General features: G+C 61.8%; 22 protein-coding genes. 17 read left to right on the top strand and 5 right to left on the bottom strand.

Annotated elements, in window-relative coordinates; translation table 11 throughout:
* Positions 1 to 63: 63 nt before the first annotated feature.
* From FFI94_RS22460 to FFI94_RS22420, 9 genes are all read left to right on the top strand, one after another.
* Positions 64 to 810, top strand: coding sequence for a 3'(2'),5'-bisphosphate nucleotidase CysQ (locus FFI94_RS22460; protein WP_138869753.1), 747 nt, complete (start codon positions 64 to 66; stop codon positions 808 to 810).
* The gene (gene cysD, locus FFI94_RS22455; protein ID WP_138869752.1) at positions 807 to 1,712 is read left to right on the top strand and encodes a sulfate adenylyltransferase subunit CysD; all 906 of its coding nucleotides are present in this window, start codon (positions 807 to 809) and stop codon (positions 1,710 to 1,712) included. The genes FFI94_RS22460 and cysD overlap by 4 nt, the downstream gene beginning before the upstream one ends.
* Positions 1,712 to 3,613: a sulfate adenylyltransferase subunit CysN gene (gene cysN, locus FFI94_RS22450; RefSeq protein ID WP_138869751.1), complete on the top strand. Its 1,902-nt coding sequence runs from the start codon at positions 1,712 to 1,714 to the stop codon at positions 3,611 to 3,613. Before cysD ends, cysN begins: the two co-directional genes overlap by 1 nt.
* A gap of 66 nt (positions 3,614 to 3,679) precedes the next feature.
* Complete coding sequence (locus tag FFI94_RS22445; RefSeq protein WP_138869750.1) at positions 3,680 to 4,039, top strand: nuclear transport factor 2 family protein; 360 nt, start codon at positions 3,680 to 3,682, stop codon at positions 4,037 to 4,039.
* Entirely contained in the window at positions 4,033 to 4,824 is a 792-nt protein-coding gene (locus tag FFI94_RS22440; protein ID WP_138869749.1) for an SDR family oxidoreductase, read from the top strand. The genes FFI94_RS22445 and FFI94_RS22440 overlap by 7 nt, the downstream gene beginning before the upstream one ends.
* A 39-nt stretch (positions 4,825 to 4,863) precedes the next feature.
* Positions 4,864 to 6,009, top strand: a complete 1,146-nt coding sequence (locus tag FFI94_RS22435; RefSeq protein ID WP_138869748.1) for a sulfotransferase — start codon at positions 4,864 to 4,866, stop codon at positions 6,007 to 6,009.
* Positions 6,010 to 6,061: 52 nt separating this feature from the next.
* Positions 6,062 to 7,123, top strand: coding sequence for a DUF1214 domain-containing protein (locus FFI94_RS22430; RefSeq protein WP_138869747.1), 1,062 nt, complete (start codon positions 6,062 to 6,064; stop codon positions 7,121 to 7,123).
* Between the two features lie 100 nt (positions 7,124 to 7,223).
* Entirely contained in the window at positions 7,224 to 8,837 is a 1,614-nt protein-coding gene (locus FFI94_RS22425; protein WP_138869746.1) for an ABC transporter substrate-binding protein, read from the top strand.
* Positions 8,838 to 8,962: 125 nt separating this feature from the next.
* On the top strand, positions 8,963 to 9,838 hold the full coding sequence (locus FFI94_RS22420) for a TIGR03619 family F420-dependent LLM class oxidoreductase (protein WP_138869745.1): 876 nt from the start codon (positions 8,963 to 8,965) through the stop codon (positions 9,836 to 9,838).
* On the opposite strand, the gene FFI94_RS22415 is transcribed toward FFI94_RS22420, so the two are convergent.
* The gene (locus tag FFI94_RS22415; RefSeq protein ID WP_313905546.1) at positions 9,829 to 10,416 is read right to left on the bottom strand and encodes a TetR family transcriptional regulator; all 588 of its coding nucleotides are present in this window, start codon (positions 10,414 to 10,416) and stop codon (positions 9,829 to 9,831) included. The two genes, FFI94_RS22420 and FFI94_RS22415, sit on opposite strands and share 10 nt — an antisense overlap.
* Before the next feature lie 108 nt (positions 10,417 to 10,524).
* Here FFI94_RS22415 and FFI94_RS22410 point away from each other — a divergent pair, with 108 nt between their 5' ends.
* Complete coding sequence (locus FFI94_RS22410) at positions 10,525 to 11,547, top strand: ABC transporter permease (RefSeq protein ID WP_138869744.1); 1,023 nt, start codon at positions 10,525 to 10,527, stop codon at positions 11,545 to 11,547.
* Positions 11,548 to 11,586: 39 nt separating this feature from the next.
* Here FFI94_RS22410 and FFI94_RS22405 read toward each other — a convergent pair whose 3' ends face one another.
* The gene (locus FFI94_RS22405; protein ID WP_138869743.1) at positions 11,587 to 13,518 is read right to left on the bottom strand and encodes an acyl-CoA dehydrogenase; all 1,932 of its coding nucleotides are present in this window, start codon (positions 13,516 to 13,518) and stop codon (positions 11,587 to 11,589) included.
* A gap of 31 nt (positions 13,519 to 13,549) precedes the next feature.
* Positions 13,550 to 13,897, bottom strand: coding sequence for a hypothetical protein (locus FFI94_RS22400; RefSeq protein ID WP_138869742.1), 348 nt, complete (start codon positions 13,895 to 13,897; stop codon positions 13,550 to 13,552).
* Between the two features lie 110 nt (positions 13,898 to 14,007).
* Here FFI94_RS22400 and hemL point away from each other — a divergent pair, with 110 nt between their 5' ends.
* The 7 genes from hemL to FFI94_RS22365 all read left to right on the top strand — a co-directional run bounded on the left by hemL (position 14,008) and on the right by FFI94_RS22365 (position 21,835).
* The gene (hemL, locus tag FFI94_RS22395) at positions 14,008 to 15,333 is read left to right on the top strand and encodes a glutamate-1-semialdehyde 2,1-aminomutase (RefSeq protein ID WP_138869741.1); all 1,326 of its coding nucleotides are present in this window, start codon (positions 14,008 to 14,010) and stop codon (positions 15,331 to 15,333) included.
* Positions 15,334 to 15,386: 53 nt separating this feature from the next.
* Positions 15,387 to 16,046 carry a histidine phosphatase family protein gene (locus FFI94_RS22390; RefSeq protein ID WP_138869740.1) on the top strand — a complete coding sequence of 220 codons (660 nt, stop codon included), beginning with the start codon at positions 15,387 to 15,389 and terminating at the stop codon, positions 16,044 to 16,046.
* Positions 16,043 to 16,654 (top strand): TlpA disulfide reductase family protein, encoded by a 612-nt coding sequence (locus FFI94_RS22385; RefSeq protein ID WP_138869739.1) that lies wholly within the window; start codon positions 16,043 to 16,045, stop codon positions 16,652 to 16,654. The genes FFI94_RS22390 and FFI94_RS22385 overlap by 4 nt, the downstream gene beginning before the upstream one ends.
* Entirely contained in the window at positions 16,651 to 17,481 is an 831-nt protein-coding gene (locus FFI94_RS22380) for a cytochrome c biogenesis CcdA family protein (RefSeq protein ID WP_138869738.1), read from the top strand. The genes FFI94_RS22385 and FFI94_RS22380 overlap by 4 nt, the downstream gene beginning before the upstream one ends.
* Positions 17,478 to 19,139, top strand: a complete 1,662-nt coding sequence (locus FFI94_RS22375) for a cytochrome c biogenesis protein ResB (RefSeq protein WP_138869737.1) — start codon at positions 17,478 to 17,480, stop codon at positions 19,137 to 19,139. Before FFI94_RS22380 ends, FFI94_RS22375 begins: the two co-directional genes overlap by 4 nt.
* The gene (ccsB, locus tag FFI94_RS22370) at positions 19,136 to 20,098 is read left to right on the top strand and encodes a c-type cytochrome biogenesis protein CcsB (protein WP_138869736.1); all 963 of its coding nucleotides are present in this window, start codon (positions 19,136 to 19,138) and stop codon (positions 20,096 to 20,098) included. The genes FFI94_RS22375 and ccsB overlap by 4 nt, the downstream gene beginning before the upstream one ends.
* Before the next feature lie 333 nt (positions 20,099 to 20,431).
* A complete protein-coding gene (locus tag FFI94_RS22365) occupies positions 20,432 to 21,835 on the top strand; it encodes a MinD/ParA family protein (RefSeq protein WP_397495578.1) in 1,404 nt (467 codons plus the stop codon).
* A 142-nt stretch (positions 21,836 to 21,977) separates the two neighbouring features.
* Here FFI94_RS22365 and FFI94_RS22360 read toward each other — a convergent pair whose 3' ends face one another.
* Both FFI94_RS22360 and FFI94_RS22355 read right to left on the bottom strand, forming a co-directional pair.
* On the bottom strand, positions 21,978 to 22,184 hold the full coding sequence (locus tag FFI94_RS22360) for a hypothetical protein (protein WP_033235464.1): 207 nt from the start codon (positions 22,182 to 22,184) through the stop codon (positions 21,978 to 21,980).
* Positions 22,185 to 22,323: 139 nt separating this feature from the next.
* Positions 22,324 to 22,530, bottom strand: a complete 207-nt coding sequence (locus FFI94_RS22355) for a BldC family transcriptional regulator (protein WP_033235774.1) — start codon at positions 22,528 to 22,530, stop codon at positions 22,324 to 22,326.
* Positions 22,531 to 22,725: the final 195 nt, after the last annotated feature.

The raw sequence follows: 22,725 nt of genomic DNA, 5'->3' as shown, positions 1-22,725 counted from the left end.
CTGCGGTCGGCCTGACGTTTCTTCCCGTATCCATCGGGAGGTCTACACAGTTGTGGAGTACCTATGACACGCACCAACGATGAACGCGCGGCGATCGACATCGCCGCTGCGGCTGGAGAACTTCTGCTCGAACACCGGAAATCCCTCGGTGCGGCGGACGTGGATGCCGTGACTTTCAAGAACGCCGCAGATCGGCTCAGTCACGACTTCATCGTCGCCGAACTTGCCCGACGCTTCCCCGCTGATGCAGTGCTGTCTGAGGAAGGCGCTGACGACCTCGCGAGGTTGAACGCGGATCGGGTGTGGATCGTCGACCCACTCGACGGCACCCGTGAATACGGTGAAGCCGGCCGATCGGACTGGGCCGTGCATGTTGCACTGACCGAAAACGGTGTGCTCACAGCAGGTGCGGTCGCAATGCCTGCCCTCGGTGTCACCTATGCAAGCAGTGACGACCGGACCGGACGGGATACTGCGACGCCGGTTCGCGTTGTGGTGTCGCGGACGCGTCGTCCGGAACCGGTCATGCGAATGGCCGACTCGATGGGCGCGGAGTTGATCGAAATGGGATCCGCCGGAGCCAAGGCAATGGCGGTTGTATCCGGTGACGCAGACATCTATGCCCATGCGGGCGGGCAGTACGAGTGGGATTCGGCGGCGCCGGTCGCTGTCGCACGTGCTGCGGGACTGCATGTTTCACGTATCGATGGCAGCGAACTTCGCTACAACCAGGAAAACCCGTGGTTGCCGGATCTGCTGATCTGCCGACCAGAACTCGCCCCGAAAGCACTGGAGGAACTGGGCCGATGACCACGACACTGACTCATCTCGAACGGCTCGAAGCCGAGAGCATCCACATCATGCGTGAAGCTGTTGCGCAGAGCGAGAACCCGGTGATGTTGTACTCGGTGGGTAAGGACTCCGCCGTGATGCTGCATCTCGCGCGTAAGGCCTTCTACCCGTCGAAGCTGCCGTTTCCGCTGCTGCACGTCGACACGACGTGGAAGTTCCGCGAAATGTACAAACTTCGTGACAGTACCGCTGCTGCAGGCGATCTCGATCTGATCGTCCACACCAATCCGGACTGCGTGAAGCAGGGGATCAACCCGTTCACGCACGGCAGCGCTGTCCACACCGACATGTGGAAAACCGAGGGCCTCAAACAAGCCCTCGATCACTACAAGTTCGACGCGGCATTCGGCGGCGCCCGCCGTGACGAGGAAAAATCCCGGGCGAAGGAACGGATCTTCTCGATCCGATCAGCTGCGCACCGCTGGGATCCCAAGCAGCAGCGACCGGAGTTGTGGCGGATGTACAACGTCCGCAAAGCGCCGGGTGAAAGCCTGCGCGTCTTCCCGCTCTCGAACTGGACCGAGCTGGATGTGTGGGAATACATACGCCAGGAAGAGATTCCGATCGTTCCGCTGTACTTTGCCGACAAGCGTCCCGTCGTCGAACGCGACGGCGCACTGATCATGGTCGACGACGACCGGATGCCGTTGCTGCCGGGAGAAACTCCGGAACTCAAGAGTGTTCGTTTCCGAACCCTCGGCTGCTATCCACTGACCGGCGCTGTCGAGTCGACCGCCACCAGCTTGACCGAGATCATCTCGGAAATGTTGCTCACCACCACTTCCGAACGCCAGGGACGGGTCATCGACCACGACTCCAGCGCGTCGATGGAAAAGAAGAAGCAAGAAGGGTACTTCTGATGACTGTTTCCTCGGATCTGATCGCCGACGACATCGAGACATACCTCGAGCGTCACGCGAACAAGAGCATGCTGCGATTCATCACCTGTGGCAGCGTCGACGACGGCAAGAGCACCCTGATCGGCCGTCTGCTCTACGAATCGAAACTCGTCTTCGACGACCAGTTGACGGCGCTCGAAGCGGACTCACGCAAGAGCGGCACCCAAGGTGAAGGGCTCGACTTCGCGCTCCTCGTCGACGGTCTCGCAGCCGAACGTGAGCAGGGCATCACCATCGACGTTGCCTACCGCTACTTCACGACCGAGCGTCGTAAGTTCGTAGTCGCCGATACTCCGGGCCATGAGCAGTACACCCGAAACATGGTGACCGGCGCATCGACAGCCGATCTCGCGGTGATCCTTGTCGACTCCCGCAAAGGCATCCTGACTCAGACCCGTCGACACTCGTATCTGGTGTCGTTGCTCGGGATCAAGCACGTGGTGCTCGCGGTCAACAAACTCGACCTCGTCGACTACTCGCAAGAGGTCTTCGACGCCATCACCGCGGACTACACGGCATTCGCTCACGAGATCGGTCTCGACGGATTTGTCGCCATTCCGATGTCGGCATACCTGGGTGACAATCTCACCGAGCGCAGCGATCGCACGCCGTGGTACTCCGGGCCGAGCCTGATCGAACATCTCGAAAGTGTGGACATCGACGATGCCGCCGCCGCGGCTCCGTTCCGGATGCCGGTGCAGTGGGTCAACCGACCGGACCTCGATTTCCGGGGATTCTCCGGCCAGATCGTCTCCGGGACAGTCTCTCCCGGTGATCCCATCCGCGTGCTCCCCAGCGGAAAGACGTCCACCGTCGAGCGCATCGTGACCATGGGCGGCGACCTCGACGTTGCCGGTGCCGGCCGCTCGGTCACCATCACGCTCACCGACGAGATCGACATCAGTCGCGGCGACGTGCTGTCCATCGGCGACAATCCACCGGCCGTCGCCGATCAGTTCGAGGCCCACATCGTCTGGATGGGCGAGGCGCCCATGCTGCCCGAACGGCCGTTCCTGTGCCAGATCGGTACCGTCACCGTCACCGCGCGCATCACGAAACCGAAACACAAGATCAACGTCAACACACTGGAAAAGACTGCAACGACAACCCTCGAGCTGAACGAAATCGGTGTGTGCAACATCAGTTTCGATCGGCCGGTCCCGTTCGATCCGTACGTGGGCAACCGCGACACGGGCAGTTTCATCCTCATCGACCGCCTCACCAACGGAACCGTCGGTGCCGGCATGATCACGCACTCGCTGCGCCGGTCCGACAACATTCACTGGCAATCCGTCGACGTCGACGAGGCTGCGCACACCAGGCTCAAGGGACACAAACCCGCAGTTCTGTGGTTCACCGGTCTTTCCGGTTCGGGTAAGTCGACTATCGCCAACGATCTCGAACGCCAGCTACACGCTCTCGGTGCACACACCTACCTTCTCGACGGTGACAATGTCCGCCACGGGTTGAATCGAGACCTCGGGTTCACCGAAGCCGACCGCGTCGAGAACATCCGCCGCGTCACCGAAGTCACCCGCTTGATGGTGGACGCGGGCCTGATCGTCCTCGCGTCGTTCATTTCGCCGTTCGAGGCTGAACGTCATGCGGCTCGTGAATTGATCGGCGATAGCCAGTTCGTCGAGATCTTCGTCGATACCGCTCTCGCCGTCGCAGAAGAGCGAGATCCCAAGGGGCTGTACAAGAAGGCTCGACGGGGGGAGTTGGTGAATTTCACCGGCATCGACTCGCCGTACGAAGCGCCGCAGAACCCTGATATCCACATCGACACCGCCGTGACGACGACCGAGGAAGCTGCGGGCATGATCATCGACTACCTCCGCGCCCGCGGAACCATCTCGTGATGCGTCGAACTGCCGCCTGACCCGTAGAACTACTTTCCCGCACCCGCCGAACAACGAGGAGTAGCTGTGCCTGACAGGGCTGAAATCATTTCTGCCGTAGAAGATTACGTCAAGTATCTCGGAAGTCACGACGTTGACCAGTTGGTTGCGCTGTTTGCCGCCGACGCCGTTCAACACGAACCTCTGGGGGTAAAGACCTACCGAGGGATCGACGAGATTCGCGCATTCGACACGGCGAACGCGCAGGTCGACTTCACGGTGAGCCTGCTCGGGCCGATTGTGGTGGCGGGAAAGTATGCAGCCATGCAGCTGCGGGTGCAGCGCGTTGGTATCCCCGACTTCGCAGCCTCGGATCTCTTCGAGTTCGACGAGAACTGCAAGATCGTTTCTCTGAGTGTGGTTCTCGATCCGCAGGCACTGTGTTGAGCGCCAACGGCCTGCTGGCCGGCAAAGTTGTGGTGGTATCCGGAGTGGGGCCGGCGCTGGGTCGTTCGATCGCGCTGCAGAGTGCGGCGGCCGGAGCGAAAGTTGTTCTGGCTGCCCGCACTCCTGAACGTTTGGAATCGGTGGCGACCGAGATCCGTGATCGCGGTGGAATTGCACTGGCCGTTCCGACCGATCTCACCGACGTCGATTCGATCGCGTCGTTGGCGGAGACTGCGGTCGCCGAGTTCGGTGCCGTGGACTGCCTCGTGAACAACGCGTTCGTCCAACCGGCACAGGTCCCGCTTCTGGACGCGGACTTGGCGTCCATCCAGTCGGGTATCGACATCAACCTGCTTGCGGCGTTGAACGTCACACGCGCCTTGGTGCCGGCATTGACCGAGGCGCAGGGCTCCGTGGTGATGGTGACGTCCATGGTGCTGCGCAATCAGCTTCCGGGGTTCGGGGCCTACCGCATTATGAAGGCCGGACTCCTGGCAATGGCGCGAAGCTTGTCGATCGATCTCGGCCCCAAGGGGATTCGAGTGAACTCGGTTGCTCCCGGCTACATCTGGGCGGACTCGGTCAAGAATATGTTCGAGAAGAAGGCGGCGGCAGCAGGAGTCGACCCCAAGGTCATTTACGACGAGGTTGCTGCGGGCGCCGATTTGCGCCGGCTACCCGAACCCGACGACATCGCCAATGCCGTCGTCTTCCTCTTGTCCGATTCGGCCAGAGCCATCGCCGGGCAATGTCTCGACGTCAACTGCGGTCACACCCACCACTGAACCACTCTCACCCGCAACTACGGAACACAGGAATTACAGATGACACAGGATTACGACGGCATCGGTTCGATCGAGGATCTGCACCAGGCCGCGCGCGAGGTGGCCGGCTACGAAGATTTCGGCAGCGACGGTTACCTCGAGGGCCTTCAGGTTCTGCTCGAGTCGTTCCAGCAGGACGCTGACCTTACCCCGCACGGCAAGGTGATCGCTCGCAAGATGATCATCGGTGCGCTCGCGGGGCGTCTGACCAGCGAGGCCGGATTTGCGAAATACCCCGAGCATGTCGACGTTCCGATCGAGCGTCCGATCTTCGTAGTCGGATTGACGCGAACCGGTAGCACCGCGCTCCATCGGTTGCTCGGCGCGGACCCGGCACACCAGGGCGCCGAGATGTGGCTCGCGGAGACGCCGCAGCCGCGTCCCGATCGCGACAAGTGGTCGGAGAACGAGGATTACGTGCGTGCCGACGCCTTCTACCGTGCCCGTCAGCGCAACGAGGCGGACCTGATGAAGGTGCATTTCATGGGTGCGGAGGAAGTCGAGGAATGCTGGCGGCTGCTGCAGCAGACGATGCTCTCCACTGCCTTCGAGACCGTCGCATACGTGCCGAGTTACACCCAGTGGCTCGCAGGGCAGGACTGGACCGAAACGTACGCGCGGCACAAGAAGAACCTGCAGCTGATCGGACTCCACGACACGGACCGACGGTGGGTGCTCAAGAGTCCGAGCCATGTCTTCGCGATCGACGAGATCATGAAGGTCTATCCCGACGCCTTGTTCGTTCGCACCTTCCGGGACCCGCTGACGTCGATGGCGTCCACTTTCAGCCTCGCGGAACAGGGCGGACACGACATGTCGAGGGCCTTCGACCGTCCGGCCATCGGGCGCACCCAGCTCGACCTGTGGGCGCGCGGGAATGCGAACTTCAACAGTGCGCGCACCCGCTACAACCCGGATCAGTTCATCGACGTCGACTACAAAGACTTCATCTCCGATGCAGTCGGCACCGTCGAGAAGATCTACGCACAGTTCGCCCTGCCCTTCACCGACGAGGCTCGCGCCGCGGTGGAGGCGTCGCACCAGGCCAGCCTGGCTGAGCACCGTCGTCCGTCGCACCGCTACTCGCTCGAGGAGTTCGGCGTGACGGCTGCGGACGTCGAAGCGAAATTCGCCACAACGCCCTGAACACCGAGACAGTCATGACCATCGAAACATCAACCAGAACAGGGATACTCGTATGAATGCCACTTGGGAAAAGTTCTGCGCAGAGCTGCTCGAGGTCGGGAAGGTCCTCGAGGACGAGATCGTTCCTCAGGATCCGCTGACCCAGGCCGAAGGCGTCCGCTACCTGAGTCGGTTGCTCCGCTACGGCACGATCAACTGCGTCGAGTACACCGATCCGCGTTGGCCGAAGTTCACCTCGGCGCCGAACCCCAACATGATGACGAAGATCGGTGCCGACAACCCGGACAACGTCTACATGCGCGCCAACATTTCCGGTAAGTACAGCTACCGGATCATCGGCACCCGCGGCACTGTCCCGCTGATCACCTTCGGCTCCCGCGTCAATCGGTACCACATCGATGGCACGATGCTGCAGACCGGTGACCTGCATATTCAGGACCTCGAGGTCGACGAGAACGGCCGTTTCGAGTTCATCGCGAGCGTGGAGAAGCCCGCAGAGGGTGCTTGGCTGCCGTTGGCCGTCGACAGCAACCTCATCTCGGTCCGGCAGACCCACCAGGATCGGCGCAACGAGGTCGTTGGTGATCTGAACATCGAGTGCCTGAACCCGGACGGCGACTTCGAGCCGCTGAGTCCGGAAGAGTTGGGCGTGCGCCTGAGTAAGTCGGTCGGGATCGTGAAGGGGATGGCGGAGACCTTCCTCGAATGGTCGCGCAAGTTCCAGCCCCGCGCCAACGAGATCTTCGACTGGGGACAGGACTACTTCCAGAACGCCGGCGGTGATCCGACGATCTTCTACTTGCACGGCTACTGGAAGCTCGCCGAGGACGAGGCGTGGGTCATCGAAACCGAGGTCCCCAACTGCGAGTACTTCAACTTTGTGCTGCAGAACTTCTGGGTGGAGTCGCTCGACTACAACCGGACGAACATCTACATCAACAATCACACCGCGAAGCTCAATGACGACGGCACCCTGACAATCGTGGTGGCGGCGAAGGATCCGGGTTACGGCAACTGGATCAACACGGATTCGCACGCGGAGGGGACGTGGGCGCTGCGCTGGATCAAGGCGGACTCGCACCCGATCCCGACGTCGAAGGTAATCAAGCTCTAAAGCAGGCAGGCTCACCCGGTCCGGTGTGAACAGTCGTACTACGCGGTCGTATCGGCCGCGTAGTACGACATCCGGCGCGCAACTTCAGTATGGGAATCGTATGCACACCAGAATAATTCGATCAGGAACTCGACTGATCGCGCTCGGCATAGCCGGTGCATTGTTGTTGACCGGCTGCGCGTCGAGCAATGGCGAGTCGTCAGACGCGAACTCTCAAACAAGTGGCGGTGCAGCGGGTTTTGTAGGCGCGCAGGACGCCGGAGAGCCAGTTGACGGCGGGACCGTGACCTTCGGGTCCTACTCGTTCCCGTCCTCGTTGGATCCCACCAAAACTCAAGCCGCCGGCTCGACCGGCGGAACCGAAATGGCCGCAATTTACGACACGCTGGTGCGCAGCGACTCCGTAAGCGGGAGCTTTGTGCCGCAACTCGCGAAGGCGCTGACGAACAACGGCGACTTCACTTCGTACACCGTCACTTTGGCAGACGGTCTGACCTTCAGTGACGGAAGCCCACTCGACGCGGAAGCGGTGAAGTGGAGCATCGATCGATTCGTTGCGGGCAAGGGCGATGTGTCCCAGACCTGGTTGAACATCGTCGACCGAGTCGATACGCCGAACGCCACCACGGTGGAGTTCAGGCTCACAAGACCATGGAATCAATTCCCGGCGTTGTTGTCGCTCGGGCCCGGCATGATCGTTGCGCGAAGCTCCGAGGCCGGTGGAACATTCACCCCGATCGGGGCGGGGCCGTTCACTTTGGCCAAGTTCGCGCCGCACGAAGAGCTGATACTCGCCGCACGCACGGACTATCCGGGTGGTAGACCTCCGCTCGACACGGTACGGTTTGTTCCCACGTCGGGCGCAGTATCTCAGTATGAATCGCTGAAGAGTGGTCAGATCGACATGACGTACATTCTTCGCGACGAGGCAGTTATCAAACAAGCTCTCGACGACGGGTACTCCGGCTATCTCAGTCCCACCGGGCAGAACGGGATCGGCACGATCAACAACCGTGAGGGCAGGCCGGGAGCCGATGTTCGCGTCCGCCAGGCGATCGCCTACGGGGTGGATCCGGAAGCGATCAATACCCGTGCGAACAACGGATTAGGTACCGCCAGTTCCGAACTGGTTCCGGAGACGTCGCGCTGGTACAACAACACCGCGGGTATTCCGTTCGATCAGGTAAAGGCAAAGGCGCTGCTCGATCAAGCGAAGGCAGACGGGTACGACGGGAAACTCCGTTACCTCACAACCTCGGAGCCGGGCCAGCAGGCGACGGCATTGACGGTGCAGGCGTCACTGAATGCCATCGGCTTCGACGTCGCTATCGACTATGCAACCGACGTGACGGATCTGGTCCGCCGGGTGTACAAAGACCATGATTTCGATATGACGCGAGGCGGTGCTCCGGTCGGAGAAGAAGCGCCGTACATCAATTTGTACAACAGTATGGCCAGTGATTCGAAGAACAATCCTTCCGGTTTCGCGGACCCGCAGATGGACACACTGGTCACAGCTGTGCAGACTGCGCCGACGGACGATGCTGTCCGTGACGCCATCAGCAAGGTGCAGGAGTATGCCAATCAGACTGTGCCTTACGCAATCTGGGGCCCGGCATCGGTATTGACCGCGTGGGACGACAACATTCACGGCGTCAAACGCAACATCACCGACATCATGTTCCTCGACGACGCCTGGATCTCGCCGAAGTAAGTTGGGTGCGAGAGCGATCCTGATGACCGTCCCGGTCATCAGGATCTGTCGAGTGATTGCCTGCCGCAAGACAATACGGTCGTGTATGACAATGTCAGTCGAGTACCGATGAAAATGGTGGAACGATGAAGTGGTCGTTGGCGGGCGCGATGATCGACGCTCTGGAACTGTGCGAGTTGGCTCAGGCCGCAGAAGAAGCAGGGTTCGACAGTATCGCGATGCCGGATTCCGTGTTCTATCCGGAGCAGGTGTCGGCGCCGTATCCGTACACCGCTGACGGCAAGCGGATGTGGGCACCCGAGACCCCGATGCCGGATCCTTTCATTGCCATGACGGCAATGGCAGCGGTGACGTCACGAATCCAGTTTTACACCAATGTATTCAAGCTTCCGCTCCGTGATCCGTTGTTGACGGCCAAGCAGGTATCGACCATGGCGGTGATGTCGGGGAACCGCGTCGCGCTCGGCGTCGGGTTGTCCTGGATTCCCGAGGAATTCACCTTCACCGGCACCGAGATGCGTACCCGTGGTGCGCGCACCGATGAAGCAATCGAGATCATCAAGGCAGTGTGTGCCGGTCGTGGCCCGGAATGGGTTGAATACCACGGCAAGCACTACGATTTCGACGCACTTATGATCAGTCCGGCTCCGGAGATTCCCGTTCCGATCTACATCGGTGGCCACAGTGAACCTGGATTGCGCCGCGCCGCCAGGCTCGCCGACGGTTGGATGTCGGTAAACACGACCAAAGCCGAATTGGCCTCTGCCATCGACCGTCTCACGCAACTGCGTGCCGAATTCGGACGCGCAGACGTCCCCTTCGACATCAACGTATCGCCGACGGATGTTCGCGATCTCGGCGGATATCGCGAACTCGAAACCCTCGGCGTCACGGAAATCAGGGTGCTGCCGTGGTATCGCTACGGCGTCGACCCGGGAGATCGTCAGGGCAGGCTCGACTCGATTCGGCGATTTGCCGACGAGGTCATTTCTCAGTACTGATCGATCAGCGTCTGCATCGCTCGGCCGTAGAGTTTTGCCAACTGGTCTCGATCGGTCGTCGGTGGAATGCTCTCGGCGCTGAGCGTGCTCAACAATCCTGAAACCTGGGCAGAGACGAGGAGTGCGCGCGTGTAGGCGTCGTCGCCCGGCAAACGGGCGGCGAGGTTGGTGGCAAACGTGCCTGACATCTCGCGAAGTCGCTCGCGGATGCGCGGACTGTCGGACGCCCGCATGAGTGCGGTGTGTACCGACAGCATCCGGGCGTCCGCTTTACCCAGGACAAATGAGGCGATCTGCTCGCCGAGTGTGTCGAGTGGGCCGTCGAACGACCCCTTGAAGTAGTCCTCGACCGGTGTGGTCTCGAGGAATAGTGATTCCTTCGAACCGAAGTGTCGTATCACCAGCGCCGGATCTATTCCGGCGAGTTTGGCGATGGCCCGAACTGATGTGCCGCCGAACCCGTGCTCGCCGAACAGTTGGAATGCCGCAGCGCGAATCGCCTCAGGCGTCGAGGGATGCTCTTGCTCTGAAATCTGTTTGCGCTGCGTCACGACATCGACCTCTGTGCTCGTTCTCACGCCGACCTCAATGTCAACAGTGTTGACTCTAGCCTGTCAACGGTGTTGACTGTTGAGTCTGTCAACAGTGTTGACAGTAGGTGCGGATAGCGGAAAAGGGCAGAAAATATGACAGAAACCGACGTCAGGATCCCGAGCGAAACGGCGCAGCCGGTCGATCCACCCACGAACTGGAAAATGGTGGGAAGTGGCCTAGCCTTCCCACTGTTCTTCGTCATCATGTTCTGCCTGTGCTACGTCAGTGCCTTCCACTCGCCGATGCCGAATCAGGCGCCGATCGTCGTGGCCGGCCCCGCATCCGTCACGGCGCCCCTGATCGACGGAATCGAAGCGTCGTCTGGCGACAAGTTCGACATCGTTGCCACCGACAATGTCGACGACGCCATCGATCGCATCAACAATCGCGATGCCATCGGCGCAATCGAGATCGGCGACACCGTCACCGCACACGTCGCCACCGGAGCGGGCGCCTCGACGGTTTCCGTGGTGACGAATCTGGCCCATTCCATCGCGGATCAAACCGGACAACAGGTCACCGTGGTCGACTCGGCACCCGTCACCGCGCGTGATTCGTCGACCGTCGGACTGTTCTACTTCCTGATCGTCTGCACCCTCGGTGGATACCTGACCATCACGGTGCTCAGCCAGGTCGCGCCGAGAATGCGCCTCAAAGAGCAGTATTCGATTCTGGCTGGTGCGGCCATCCTCACCCCGCTCATCGCCTTCGGAATCACCAGCATCTTCATGCACGCATTCGGGGCGTCATTCGGTCAGATCCTGCAACTGCTGGGGATCTCGATGCTGTACACCTTCACCGTCGGTGCCGTGAGCATCCTGCTGAATCGACTGCTCGGCCAGGCCGCGATCTTCGCAGTCTTGACGGTGTTGGTCTTCATCAACTTCCCGAGTTCGGGCGGCGCGATTCCGGTGTCGTTCCTGCCGGGGTTCTGGCAGCACATCCACTCGTTCTGGCTGGGGTCAGCGGCCATGGAGCCCATTCGTTCCGTCATCTACTTCGGTGGCAACGGCGCCGGCCCGCACCTGATCGTTCTCGGTATCTGGTTGGTCGCGGCTCTCGGACTCACCGGTTTAGTTGCCTCGCGACAGTCGAAGAAAGCAGTAGCACAATAAGAATCGGTGGGGCTGGTACTTACCAGCCCCACCTGATTTTTACTTCAGCCGTACGGCGTCCGTGCCGTCCCGGTCGAGCATCGCCGAGCCCAGCAGCGATTCCGGAATCCCGAACCCTTCGATCAGCGTCGCGACATGCGGGCGCAGAGTGCGGCAGCGTTCGTTGATGCCGCGCGTGACGGCCTTCGACCGTTCCACGGACAGGTGCCGGTGCTCCATGAACCAGGCCTTGTCTTCCTCGATGACGGAGAGCGCGTAGAGGTCGCAGACCTCACCGAGAAGTTCCTTCGCCGCCTCGTCCTCGCACGAATCGATACCGGCAACAAAGGCTTCCAGGATGACGCGCTCGATGTGCGCCTGCGCGGCTTTGAGCACGTGGTCCTGCACGAAGTTGAAAGCGTCGAACGGATTCTCCTCGCGCTTCTGCGCTGCCTGCAATCTCCGTGCTGCCGTGGAGAGTAGGTACTCCTCGCGATCCTCGAACATCTTCATCTGAGTGCCGCGGTTGAAGAGGCTGCCGTCCTCCTCGTTGTCCTGTCGCGTGTCGACAATGGTCTGCAGGATCTGTTGGGCCGCAGTACGTTTCTTGACCACATCGGAGACCGTCGTAGCGGCGAAACGCATCCAGTCGACGGGGCTCATGCCGCGCACTTCGTCGGCGTAGGACGTCAGCAGTTCCTTGGCAACCAGTTGTGTCAGTACATGGTTGTCGCCCTCGAATGTCGTGAAGACATCGGTGTCGGCTTTCAACGCGGTGAGGCGGTTCTCGGCGAGATAGCCTGCGCCGCCGCAGGCTTCGCGTGCCTCCTGAATGGCGCGAGTGGCATGCCACGTGTTGGCTGCCTTGAGTCCGGCGGCTCGTCCCTCGAGTTCTCGCTGCTCCTGTGGTTCCGGGTTCTCGCTGCTCTGGATGTCATGCATTGCGGCAACCAGTTCGTTCTGCGCGAACTGCAGAGCGTACGAGCGCGCGATCAGGGGGAGCAGGCGTTTCTGGTGGACGAGGTAGTCCATGATCAGGACTTCGTTGTCGCTCTTGGGGGCGCTGAACTGCCTGCGCTGCAGGGCGTATCGGCTGGCGATGGCCAGGCCGACCCGTGCTGCTGCTGCTGCGGAACCGCCGACGGTGACACGTCCACGAACCAGCGTTCCCACCATCGTGAAGAACCGCCGATTCGGGTTCTCGATCGCCGAGCTGTACGTACCGTCCTCGGCAACGTCGGCGTAGCGGTTGAGAAGGTTGTCGCGGGGGATGCGCACGTGATCGAACATGATGCGCCCGTTGTCGACCCCGGGTAGTCCGCCCTTGAAACCGCAATCCGACGTCGTGACGCCGGGGAGGTCGTTTCCGGCGGCATCGCGAATCGGAACGACGAAGCAGTGCACGCCCTGGCTCTCGCCGCCGGTGATCAGTTGCGCGAACACTGCTGCGACGGTGGCATGTTCGGCAGCCCCGCCGATGTAGTCCTTACGCGACGACGGCGTGGGGGAGTCGATCACGAATTCGCCGGTGGACGCGTCGTAGGTCGCGGTGGTCTCGAGTTCCTGGACGTCGCTGCCGTGGCCGGTCTCGGTCATGGCAAAACACCCGAGCAGTTCCAGATCGATGAGGGGTTTGACGTAGGCCTGGTGGTGGCGTTCGGTGCCGAGGTTCTCGATGGCTCCGCCGAACAGTCCCCATTGGACGCCGGCCTTGACCATGAGGGACAGGTCGGACATTGCGAGCATTTCGATACTGGTGACGGCGCCGCCCGCATCTCCGGTTCCGCCGTGTGCTACCGCGAAACCGTTTGCGGCATAACCGAGATCGGCAAGAATTCGCATCTGTTCGAGGGTCTTGGTGCGGGCGATGGCGAGATTCGGAGTGTAATGCGGAGCAAAACGTTCGTCGGACAGTTCGCCGCGAACTCGCTCACGCACCTCCCGCCAGCGTCCGTCGAGAGTAATCCTGAGGTGGTCCGCTGTGGTGGCCATGGGATCGACCCTAGCGCGAGCGTGGAACCTGTCAGCAGTTTCCGGCGGCGCCGGCTTCGATTCCTTCTCTGAACAGTTCTTTGTCCGCGTCGGGCATCGCTTGATACGACGGGTCGTTTTCCACGATTTTCAGGAAGTTCGCCGCTGCGTCCGCCGGGGCGCCTCCGGTCTGTGTCTGCTGCGTGACGTAGACGGAGACCGCCGAGCAACCGCCCAGAAAAGCGGGTTCGGTGCGGGGTGCGGCCGGGGCTGCGCTGACTGCCGAACCGGCAGCGGATGTCACCGTCGTAGCGGTCGGTGCCTCTGTTTTCCCGTCGGAACTGCAGGATGTGACAAGAATCGCAACTGGAATCAACAGCGTGGTCAGCAGTCGCCTCATGGCCCAAATAGTCCCATAATTGGCCTGTTGGGGCCGGAAAACGCATTTCGGTGCCGTAACTCCTACACCCTGTCGTTGTCAGATTCGACAGAACTGGGACACTGGAGGTCGTGACTGTGTCTTCCGGTGATTTCGACGTGCATGCAACGAACTCGGCTCGGCTCTTCGAGCGGGCCGGCAACGTGATTCCAGGTGGCGTCAATTCGCCGGTCCGAGCGTTCGGTTCGGTGGGTGGAACACCCCGATTCATCCGTGAGGCATCCGGCTACACACTGACCGACGTCGACGACAACAAGTACGTCGATCTCGTGTCGTCGTGGGGGCCGATGATCCTCGGACACGCCCACCCCGCAGTAGTGGAAGCTGTCCGCGAGGCAGCCCTCGGCGGCCTGTCCTTCGGTGCTCCCACCGAAGGTGAAATCGAGCTGGCCGAAGAAATTGTTGCCCGCGTCGCGCCCGTCGAGAAGGTTCGCCTCGTCAACTCCGGCACCGAAGCCACCATGAGCGCAGTGCGCCTGGCCCGCGGCTTCACCGGTCGCACCAAGATCATCAAGTTCTCCGGTTGCTATCACGGGCACGTCGACGCCCTGCTGGCCGACGCCGGATCTGGCCTTGCCACCTTCGGATTGCCGACGTCACCCGGTGTGACCGGCGCCCAGGCCGAAGACACCATCGTGGTCCGCTACAACGATCTCGACGCCGTCGCCGCAGCCTTCGCGGCCAACCCGGACGCCATCGCGTGTGTCATCACCGAGGCCGCTGCCGGAAACATGGGTGCTGTTGCTCCGCTGCCCGGTTTCAACGCGGGACTGCGCGCACTCACCCGTGAGCACGGCGCCCTGCTGATCATGGACGAGGTGATGACGGGATTCCGCGTCAGCGCGTCCGGTTGGTACGGCATCGACAACGTTGCCGGCGACCTTTACACCTTCGGCAAGGTCATGAGCGGCGGTCTTCCGGCCGCGGCGTTCGGCGGTCGCGCCGACATCATGGGCCATCTCGCGCCAGACGGCCCGGTTTACCAGGCAGGCACCCTCTCCGGTAACCCCGTCGCCGTTGCTGCCGGTCTCGCGAACCTGCGCGCTGCCGACGCCGATGTGTACGCCAAGCTCGGAAAGAACGCCACCACCCTCGGCGCGCTCATGTCCGACGCACTCACCGCGGAAGGCGTCGTCCATAAGGTGCAGTACGCGGGCACACTGGTCAGCGTGTTCTTCTCCGAAAACACCGTGACGAACTACGACGAGGCAAAGGCCGCGCAGACGTGGCGGTTCCCCGCGTTCTTCCACGAATTGCTCGCTCGCGGCGTGTACGCGCCGCCGAGCGCATTCGAAGCGTGGTTCGTCTCGGCCGCACTCGACGATCGCGCATTCTCGATCATCGCCGACGCTCTGCCACACGCAGCAAAGGCTGCCGCGGCAGCCGTCAAGCCCTGAGATCTGCACTCACCTTCTTCAGCCCACACCTACTTCAGCTAGGACCCTCGACTGTGACCGACGCCGATCACCCAGACCACACGTCCACCCGCACGATCGTGCATGTGCTTCGCCACGGTGAAGTACACAACCCGCGCGGGATCCTGTACGGACGGCTACCGGGATTCCGGTTGTCGGTGGCGGGTGAGGCGCAGGCCCGGGCGGTCGCGGCTGTTCTCGCCGATCACGACATCACCCATGTTGTCGCGTCGCCGTTGCAGCGGGCACAGGAAACGGCGACCCCGATCGCCGAGGCGCACGGCCTCGACATCACCACCGACGACAACGTGATCGAAGCCGGCAACGAGTTCGAGGGCCTGAAGGTTGCCGTCGGTGACGGCGCACTCTCGCGTCCGCGCCACTGGTGGAAGTTGCGCGATCCGTTCACCCCGTCGTGGGGCGAGCCCTACCTGCAGATTGCGCATCGCATGCTCGCTGCCGTGAATGCCGCTCGCGTTGCCGCCGTCGGACACGAAGCCGTCATTGTGAGCCATCAGCTGCCGGTGTGGACTCTGCGACGCTTCCTGCAGGGCGAACGCCTGTGGCACGACCCGCGTCACCGTCAGTGCGGACTCGCGTCGCTCACATCGCTCGTCTACGAAGGTGACACCCTCGTCGACATCATCTACTCCGAGCCCGCAGGCGCATCCGATCCGAGAGTGACCGGAGCATGATTTTCCGCAAGGTCGCGGCAGCAGTCGCCACGGCTGCCGCAGCGATGCTCGTTCTCTCGTCCTGCGCGACCGGCGACGACGCCGTTCAGACGGGCGGCACTTTCGACTTCGTCTCGCCCGGTGGCCAGACGAAGATCTTCTACGATCCGCCGTCCGATCGAGGCACCATCGGAAAGCTCGCCGGGCCGGATCTGATGACGGAGGGCACAACTGTCGCCCTCAGCGATTTCCCGGACCAGGTTGTCGTGCTCAATGTCTGGGGCCAGTGGTGTGGGCCGTGCCGCGCCGAGGCCGACGACTTGGAACAGGTCTACGAACAGACGCGTGATTCCGGAGTGCAGTTCCTCGGCATCAACGTTCGCGACGACACCAAGAACAAGGCCCAGGACTTCGTCATCGACAACAAGGTCTCGTACCCCTCGATCTACGACCCGTCGATGCGCTCGCTGATCGCACTGGGCAAGGGATACCCGACGTCGGTCATCCCGACCACCATCGTCCTCGACCGCCAGCATCGCGTCGCCGCGGTGTTCCTGCAGGAACTTCTTGCCGAGGACCTCCTGCCCGTGGTCGAACGAATTGCAGCGGAAGAGCCTGCGCAGCAATGACACTCGCAAGTACTGAAACACTCGGCGCGGGCGTCGGTGAAGCATTTCAAAATGCGGCCTCGTCCGGTCCACTATTTCTTGCACTGGGGGCGTGCCTGCTCGCCGGTCTGGTCTCGTTTGCCTCACCGTGCGTAGTGCCGCTGGTTCCCGGTTACCTGTCCTACCTGGCCGGGGTGGTCGGTGCGGACGCCCCGGCAATCACGGCCGACGAAGCCAGGACTCGAACGATCGCTCGCAGCAGTCGTCTGCGAGTTGCCGGCGCCGCCGGACTGTTCGTGGCCGGCTTCACCGTCGTCTTCGTGCTGGCGACAGCCTCCGTGTTCGGGGTCATCTCCACACTGTTGATCAACCGCGACGTGCTGATGCGCGTCGGCGGTGTTGTCACGATCGCGATGGGCCTCGTCTTCATCGGCCTGGTGCCCGCGCTGCAGAAAGACGTCCGCTTCGAGCCGCGTCGAGTGTCGTCCTTGGTGGGCGCTCCGCTGCTCGGTGGTGTTTTCGCGCTCGGTTGGACGCCATGCCTTGGCCCGACGCTGGCCGGCGTCATGTCCGTGGCCGCCGGAACCGAAGGCATGACCGCAGCTCGCGGTGTCACGTTGATCGTGGCGTACTGCATCGGGCTCGGCTTGCCGTTCATCTTCCTGGCCCTCGGGTCGGCCCGCGCCTTGAACGGCGTCGGTTGGCTGCGCCGCAACGCGCGAACAATTCAGATTTTCGGCGGAATCATGTTGGTGGCGGTGGGCATTGCCCTCGTCACGGGCGCGTGGGACCAGTTCGTCGGCTGGGTCCGTGACGCATTTATCTCGGAGGTGACGCTGCCGATATGACAGCTGACGATAATCACGACAACTCGACTTCGGCATTGCCTGGGCAGTCGCTGATCGGTCGAGTCATCGCGCTCGGACGCAACACGTGGCGTGGTCTCACCTCGATGAAGACCGCGCTCATGCTGCTCTTCCTCCTCGCGCTCGCCGCAATTCCAGGCGCGCTGTTGCCCCAGCGTTCTCTCAACGAGGGCAAGGTTGCGGACTACATCGCCGCGCGGCCCACCTTGGGTCCGTGGATGGACAAGCTCGAACTGTTCGACGTATTCAGCAGTTTCTGGTTCACCGCGATCTACGCCCTGCTGTTCATCTCGCTCGTCGGCTGCATCCTGCCGCGCTGCGTCGAACACGCGAAGGCTCTGCGTACCCGCCCCGTGGCGGCGCCGCGCAACCTCTCCCGCTTGCCGCACCACACGTCGAGCGTCGTCCCTGACGCGCCCGAAGAGTTGGCTGCGCGTGTGTCCAAGGAGCTCAAAGGCTGGCGCGTCGAGACCCGCACTGACGACGAGCGGTCGAAGCGAGACGGTGAAATCACGATCTCCGCGGAGAAGGGATACCTCCGAGAATTCGGCAACCTCGTTTTCCACCTCTCGCTGGTCGGACTCCTGATTGCCATCGCGGCCGGAAAGCTGTTCGGCTACGAAGGCAACCGCATTGTGATCGCCAACGACGGACCGGGATTCTGCACCACGTCGCCGGCCGTCTTCGACTCCTTCATCGCCGGACTCAGCCTCGACGGCACCGGGATGACGCCGCTGTGTGTGCGGGTCAAGAACTTCGAGGCCGACTACCTGGAAACCGGGCAGGCCGAGATGTTCACCTCGGACATCTCGTACCAGTCGGGCGATGACATCGACTCCGACACCTGGCGCGACACGAGCATCGCGGTGAATCACCCGCTGCGCATTGCCGGTGATCGCGTGTACTTGCAGGGCCACGGTTACGCACCGACATTCACGGTCACCTTCCCCAACGGGGAGACCCGCACCGAGACCCTCCAGTGGCGACCCGACGACGCCACCACCTTCCTGAGCAGTGGTGCGATGCGTTTCGACCCGCCCGGCGGTATGTACCCGGATGCCGACGAGCGACGCAAGAATCAGATCGCCATCGAAGGGTTGTTCGCGCCGACGGCACTGTTCCACGGAAATCTGCTGTCGTCGAGCTTCCCGGCGATGAACGATCCGGCCGTTGCCATCGACATCTACAAGGGTGACACCGGACTCGACACCGGCAATCCGCAATCGCTGTTCGAACTCAACACCGAACTCATCAATCAGGGCCGACTGGTCAAGCAGGATCGTGTCAACCTGTTCCCCGGCGAGAGCGCAACATTGGCGGACGGCACGCAGGTACGATTCGACGGCGCCGTCGACTTCGTCAACCTGCAGGTTTCGCACGACCCCGCCCAGCAGTGGGTCCTGGTCTCGGCACTGACCATGATGGCGGGACTGCTGGTCTCGCTCCTGATCAAGCGTCGAAGAATCTGGGCCCGTATCTATCTCGATGACGAACGACGTACGGTAGTAGAGCTCGGCGGACTTGCCCGTACCGACCACGCCGGTTGGGGCGACGAGTTCGAGCGTCTCGCAGATCGTTTACTAGACAGCAACTCGACTAACTCGGTGACCACACCGCACGTGCAGGAGAATGCCCGATGACAACCAACGAGACTCTCGCTCAGTACAGCGACTGGGCCTTCAAATCGGCCTTCACGGTGCTGGTTCTGGCGTTTGTACTGCTGATCGTGGAGTACGCGTCCGCTCGCGCCAAATCCGTTCAGGAGAGGGAGCTTGTTGCCGCGGGGGGTGGGGACGCCCTTCTGCCTGGCCGCGTGACCGAGCAGCCGACCAAGCCGCTCTCCGAGCGCTTCGGTGGCATGGGCCGCGCAGTCCTGGTTGTCGGCACCGTTCTGATCATCGCGTCGATCGTGCTCCGTGGATTTGCCACGTCACGATTCCCGCTCGGCAATATGTACGAGTTTGTTGCCATGGCATGTGCTGCGGCGTTGTTGGTCGGCCATGTTCTGCTGGCAAAGGCAACGTATCGGTCGATGTGGGTCTTCCTCCTCGTTCCGGTTCTGATCCTGATGTTCCTGGCCGGAACCGTTCTCTACGCCGACGCCGCACCTGTGGTTCCCGCACTGCGGTCCTACTGGCTGCCGATTCACGTGACCATCGTGAGCGTCGGATCCGGCATCTTCATGATCGGTGGCATCGCCAGCATCTTGTTCCTGCTGCGCCTGAAGTTCCCTCCCGGTGAAGAAGGTTCAGGCATCGGTGGCCGGATCGCCGAGCGGCTTCCCGACGCCCAGACGCTCGACCGCCTGGCGTACAAGAGCACCATCATCGCCTTCCCGCTCTTCGGTGCCGGAGTCATTCTGGGTGCTATCTGGGCGGAAGCGGCGTGGGGCCGGTTCTGGGGCTGGGATCCCAAGGAGACGGTGTCCTTCATCGCCTGGGTGATCTACGCCGCCTACCTGCACGCCCGAGCAACATCCGGTTGGCGCGAGACGAAAGCCGCCTGGATCAACATCGCCGGTTTTGTGGCGATGCTCTTCAATCTGTTCATCATCAACATGGTTGTGTCCGGCCTGCATTCCTACGCGGGACTGACCTGAGTCGATCCGGTACGGTGGGTTGTCGCCGACCGGTCGGGCTTTTGTGCCCGCCCGATGTACGTGCGGTGGGGTACGCAGCGGACGGGTACCGGCTTTGGAAACTAGCTACGCGATAGCTGTATGGTCGTGTCTGTACCGGGCTGGGTGGAGACACCGGGCTGGGTGATCGACACAGAAGATTTCGACAGGGGCGGGACCATGGCTGACAAGAAGGACGACGCGGGCGCGGGGATCTGGGAACCGGTGCGTCCGGCGCCGGCTCAACAGCAGCAGGCCGCACCGAAGCCTGTGCATGCGCCGACTCCTATCTCGCCCAAGGATGTCGATCCGGGAATGCGAAGCTTGTTTGTCGCTCCGACAGACAACACAGTTCCGCCCGCTACTGCTGCCCCTGCCCCGAATCCGCCTGCCCCCAGCGCGGGGCGTGCGCCTGCCATTCAGTACCCCGGTGGTCCTCCCGGGCCGGCCAACGGGCAGTTTGCGTCCGGGCCATTCGCGGCTTCGTTGCCGCCGCAAACCTATGAACCGTCGCCTGGGGTCGGCCGGAATCCTGGTGCGGCCAATCCTTCAGGGGTGAATCCGGGTACGGCCAATCTCGGGGCAGTGAATCCTGGTGCGGCCTATCTCGGTGCGATGAATCCCGCTGCGGCGCAACAGGCGCCGGCGCCCCGCCCCCATTTTCCGGCTGCGCCCGCGCCTGCCGGTCAGATGCCGCCTGCTGCCCGGATTCCGGTTTCGCCACCCCTGCCGAATCAGCCTCTGCCGAATCAGCCCCTGCCGTCATCGCTGCCGATGTCGGCACAAGATCTGTCGAATGCGCTGTTGCTCAAGCCAGTGAAGCCCGCTCCGGTCGGCGGCTGGCGCAAGGCGGTGTACACGTTGTCGGGGCGAAGCCTCAACCTCGGCAACGGCGCCAAAGATCAGCAGATGCTCGAGTTGACGAACAAGATCAATCAGCCCATGCAGGGCTGCTACAAAGTTGCGGTACTCAGCCTCAAAGGTGGGGTTGGAAAAACAACGACAACAGCGACTCTCGGCTCGACGTTTGCATCTGTCCGCGGTGATCGTGTCATCGCAATCGACGCAAATCCGGATCGTGGAACGCTCAGCCAGAAAGTTCCTCTCGAAACCCCGGCCACGGTCCGTAACCTTCTGCGCGACGAAGCGACCATCGAGAAGTACAGCGACGTTCGCGGCTACACGTCACAGAGTCGGCACCGTCTGGAAGTGCTTGCCTCCGACAGTGATCCGGCGGTTTCCGAAGCATTCAGCGGGGAGGACTACACCCGCACCGTCACGATGCTCGAAAAGTTCTACAGCATTGTTCTCACCGATTGCGGAACCGGATTGATGCACTCGGCCATGACTGCGGTTCTGGAACAGGCAGATTCGTTGATCGTCGTGAGTTCCGGTTCCGTCGACGGTGCTCGCAGTGCCTCCGCCACCTTGGATTGGCTCGACGCACATGGACACAGCGCGCTGGTTTCCAACGCCGTTGCCGTCATCAATGCGGTACGGCCTGGTTCCGGGAAGGTCGATCTGCCTCGGGTAGTGGAGCATTTCGAACAGCGGTGCCGCACCGTTCGGCTGATTCCATTCGATCCGCACCTCGAAGAAGGCGCCGAGATTGACCTCGATCGACTTCGATCGGGTACCAGGGACGCTCTCTTCGAACTTGCTGCCGCCGTTGCCGACGACTTCCCGCGTTCGCACTACGGCCGTCCGCTGCAGCGCTGAAGCATGCACCGGGCGGTCGCCCTACTCACGCACAGGGCGACCGCCCTACTTGGTACTTGTGTAGGGGCGATCGCCCTGGTGCGGGTCCTACTGTGACAAATCAGGATCTAGGCAAATCAGGATCTACTGGGATGAGCGGGACCTACTGTGACGAATCAGTCGGAGCGCCGTCTTGGCCGCCCTGCTGCTTGCGTCGAGTTTGCTGATTTACATTCCACAGGAACTCGGGATCGTCGTCAGGCCCCTTCACGCCGCCACCCGAGGCTCGGGAAGTGGGGGACGGTCCGAATGCTTTCCACATCAGGACGACCAATGTCACCAAACCTACTAACGCCAACAGATACAGCACGGCGCACCTCCTTCAAGTACAAGGAAGAGCCTACTCAGTCTCGGGTCTGGATCACCAGAATCCCTGGGACGTGGGTGCGGCTGGGTGCGCCGTGCTGTATTTGTGTAGAGCATTCGGGTAGAGCGCAAGCTCCGGTATTTCAGTTGGCTTCGGTGGTCAGTGAGCGCAGAAGCTGCATGACCTCGGTCTCGCGGAAGCGACGGTGTCCGCCCGGAGTGCGGAGTGATCCCAGTCGGCCGGCGTGTGCCCAGCGTGTGACTGTCTTGGGATCTACGTGAAACAGAGCCGCGACCTGGCCGGGTGTCATGAGTGCGTCTGCGGCTACGTTGTATGTTGGTGCGCTCATCTGATGTTCCTCCGTCTTGGCGTCGAACATGTGTTTCGAAACAGTAGCTCAAAACCTACGCCGAGTTTGTTTCGGCGGCCGCTGCTCACGTTCGACCTTTTTTGGATTGGTAGCGCAATGTTTGCACAGAGTTGCCCAGTTAGTCGATCCTTAATATTTAAGTAAAGGAAAAGTAAAGGACAAACCGGATAAAGC

Source organism: Rhodococcus sp. KBS0724, from assembly GCF_005938745.2.
Taxonomy (GTDB): domain Bacteria; phylum Actinomycetota; class Actinomycetes; order Mycobacteriales; family Mycobacteriaceae; genus Rhodococcus_F.
Note: the sequence above shows the minus strand (reverse complement) of the source record. Positions and strands in the feature narration are given on the sequence as shown.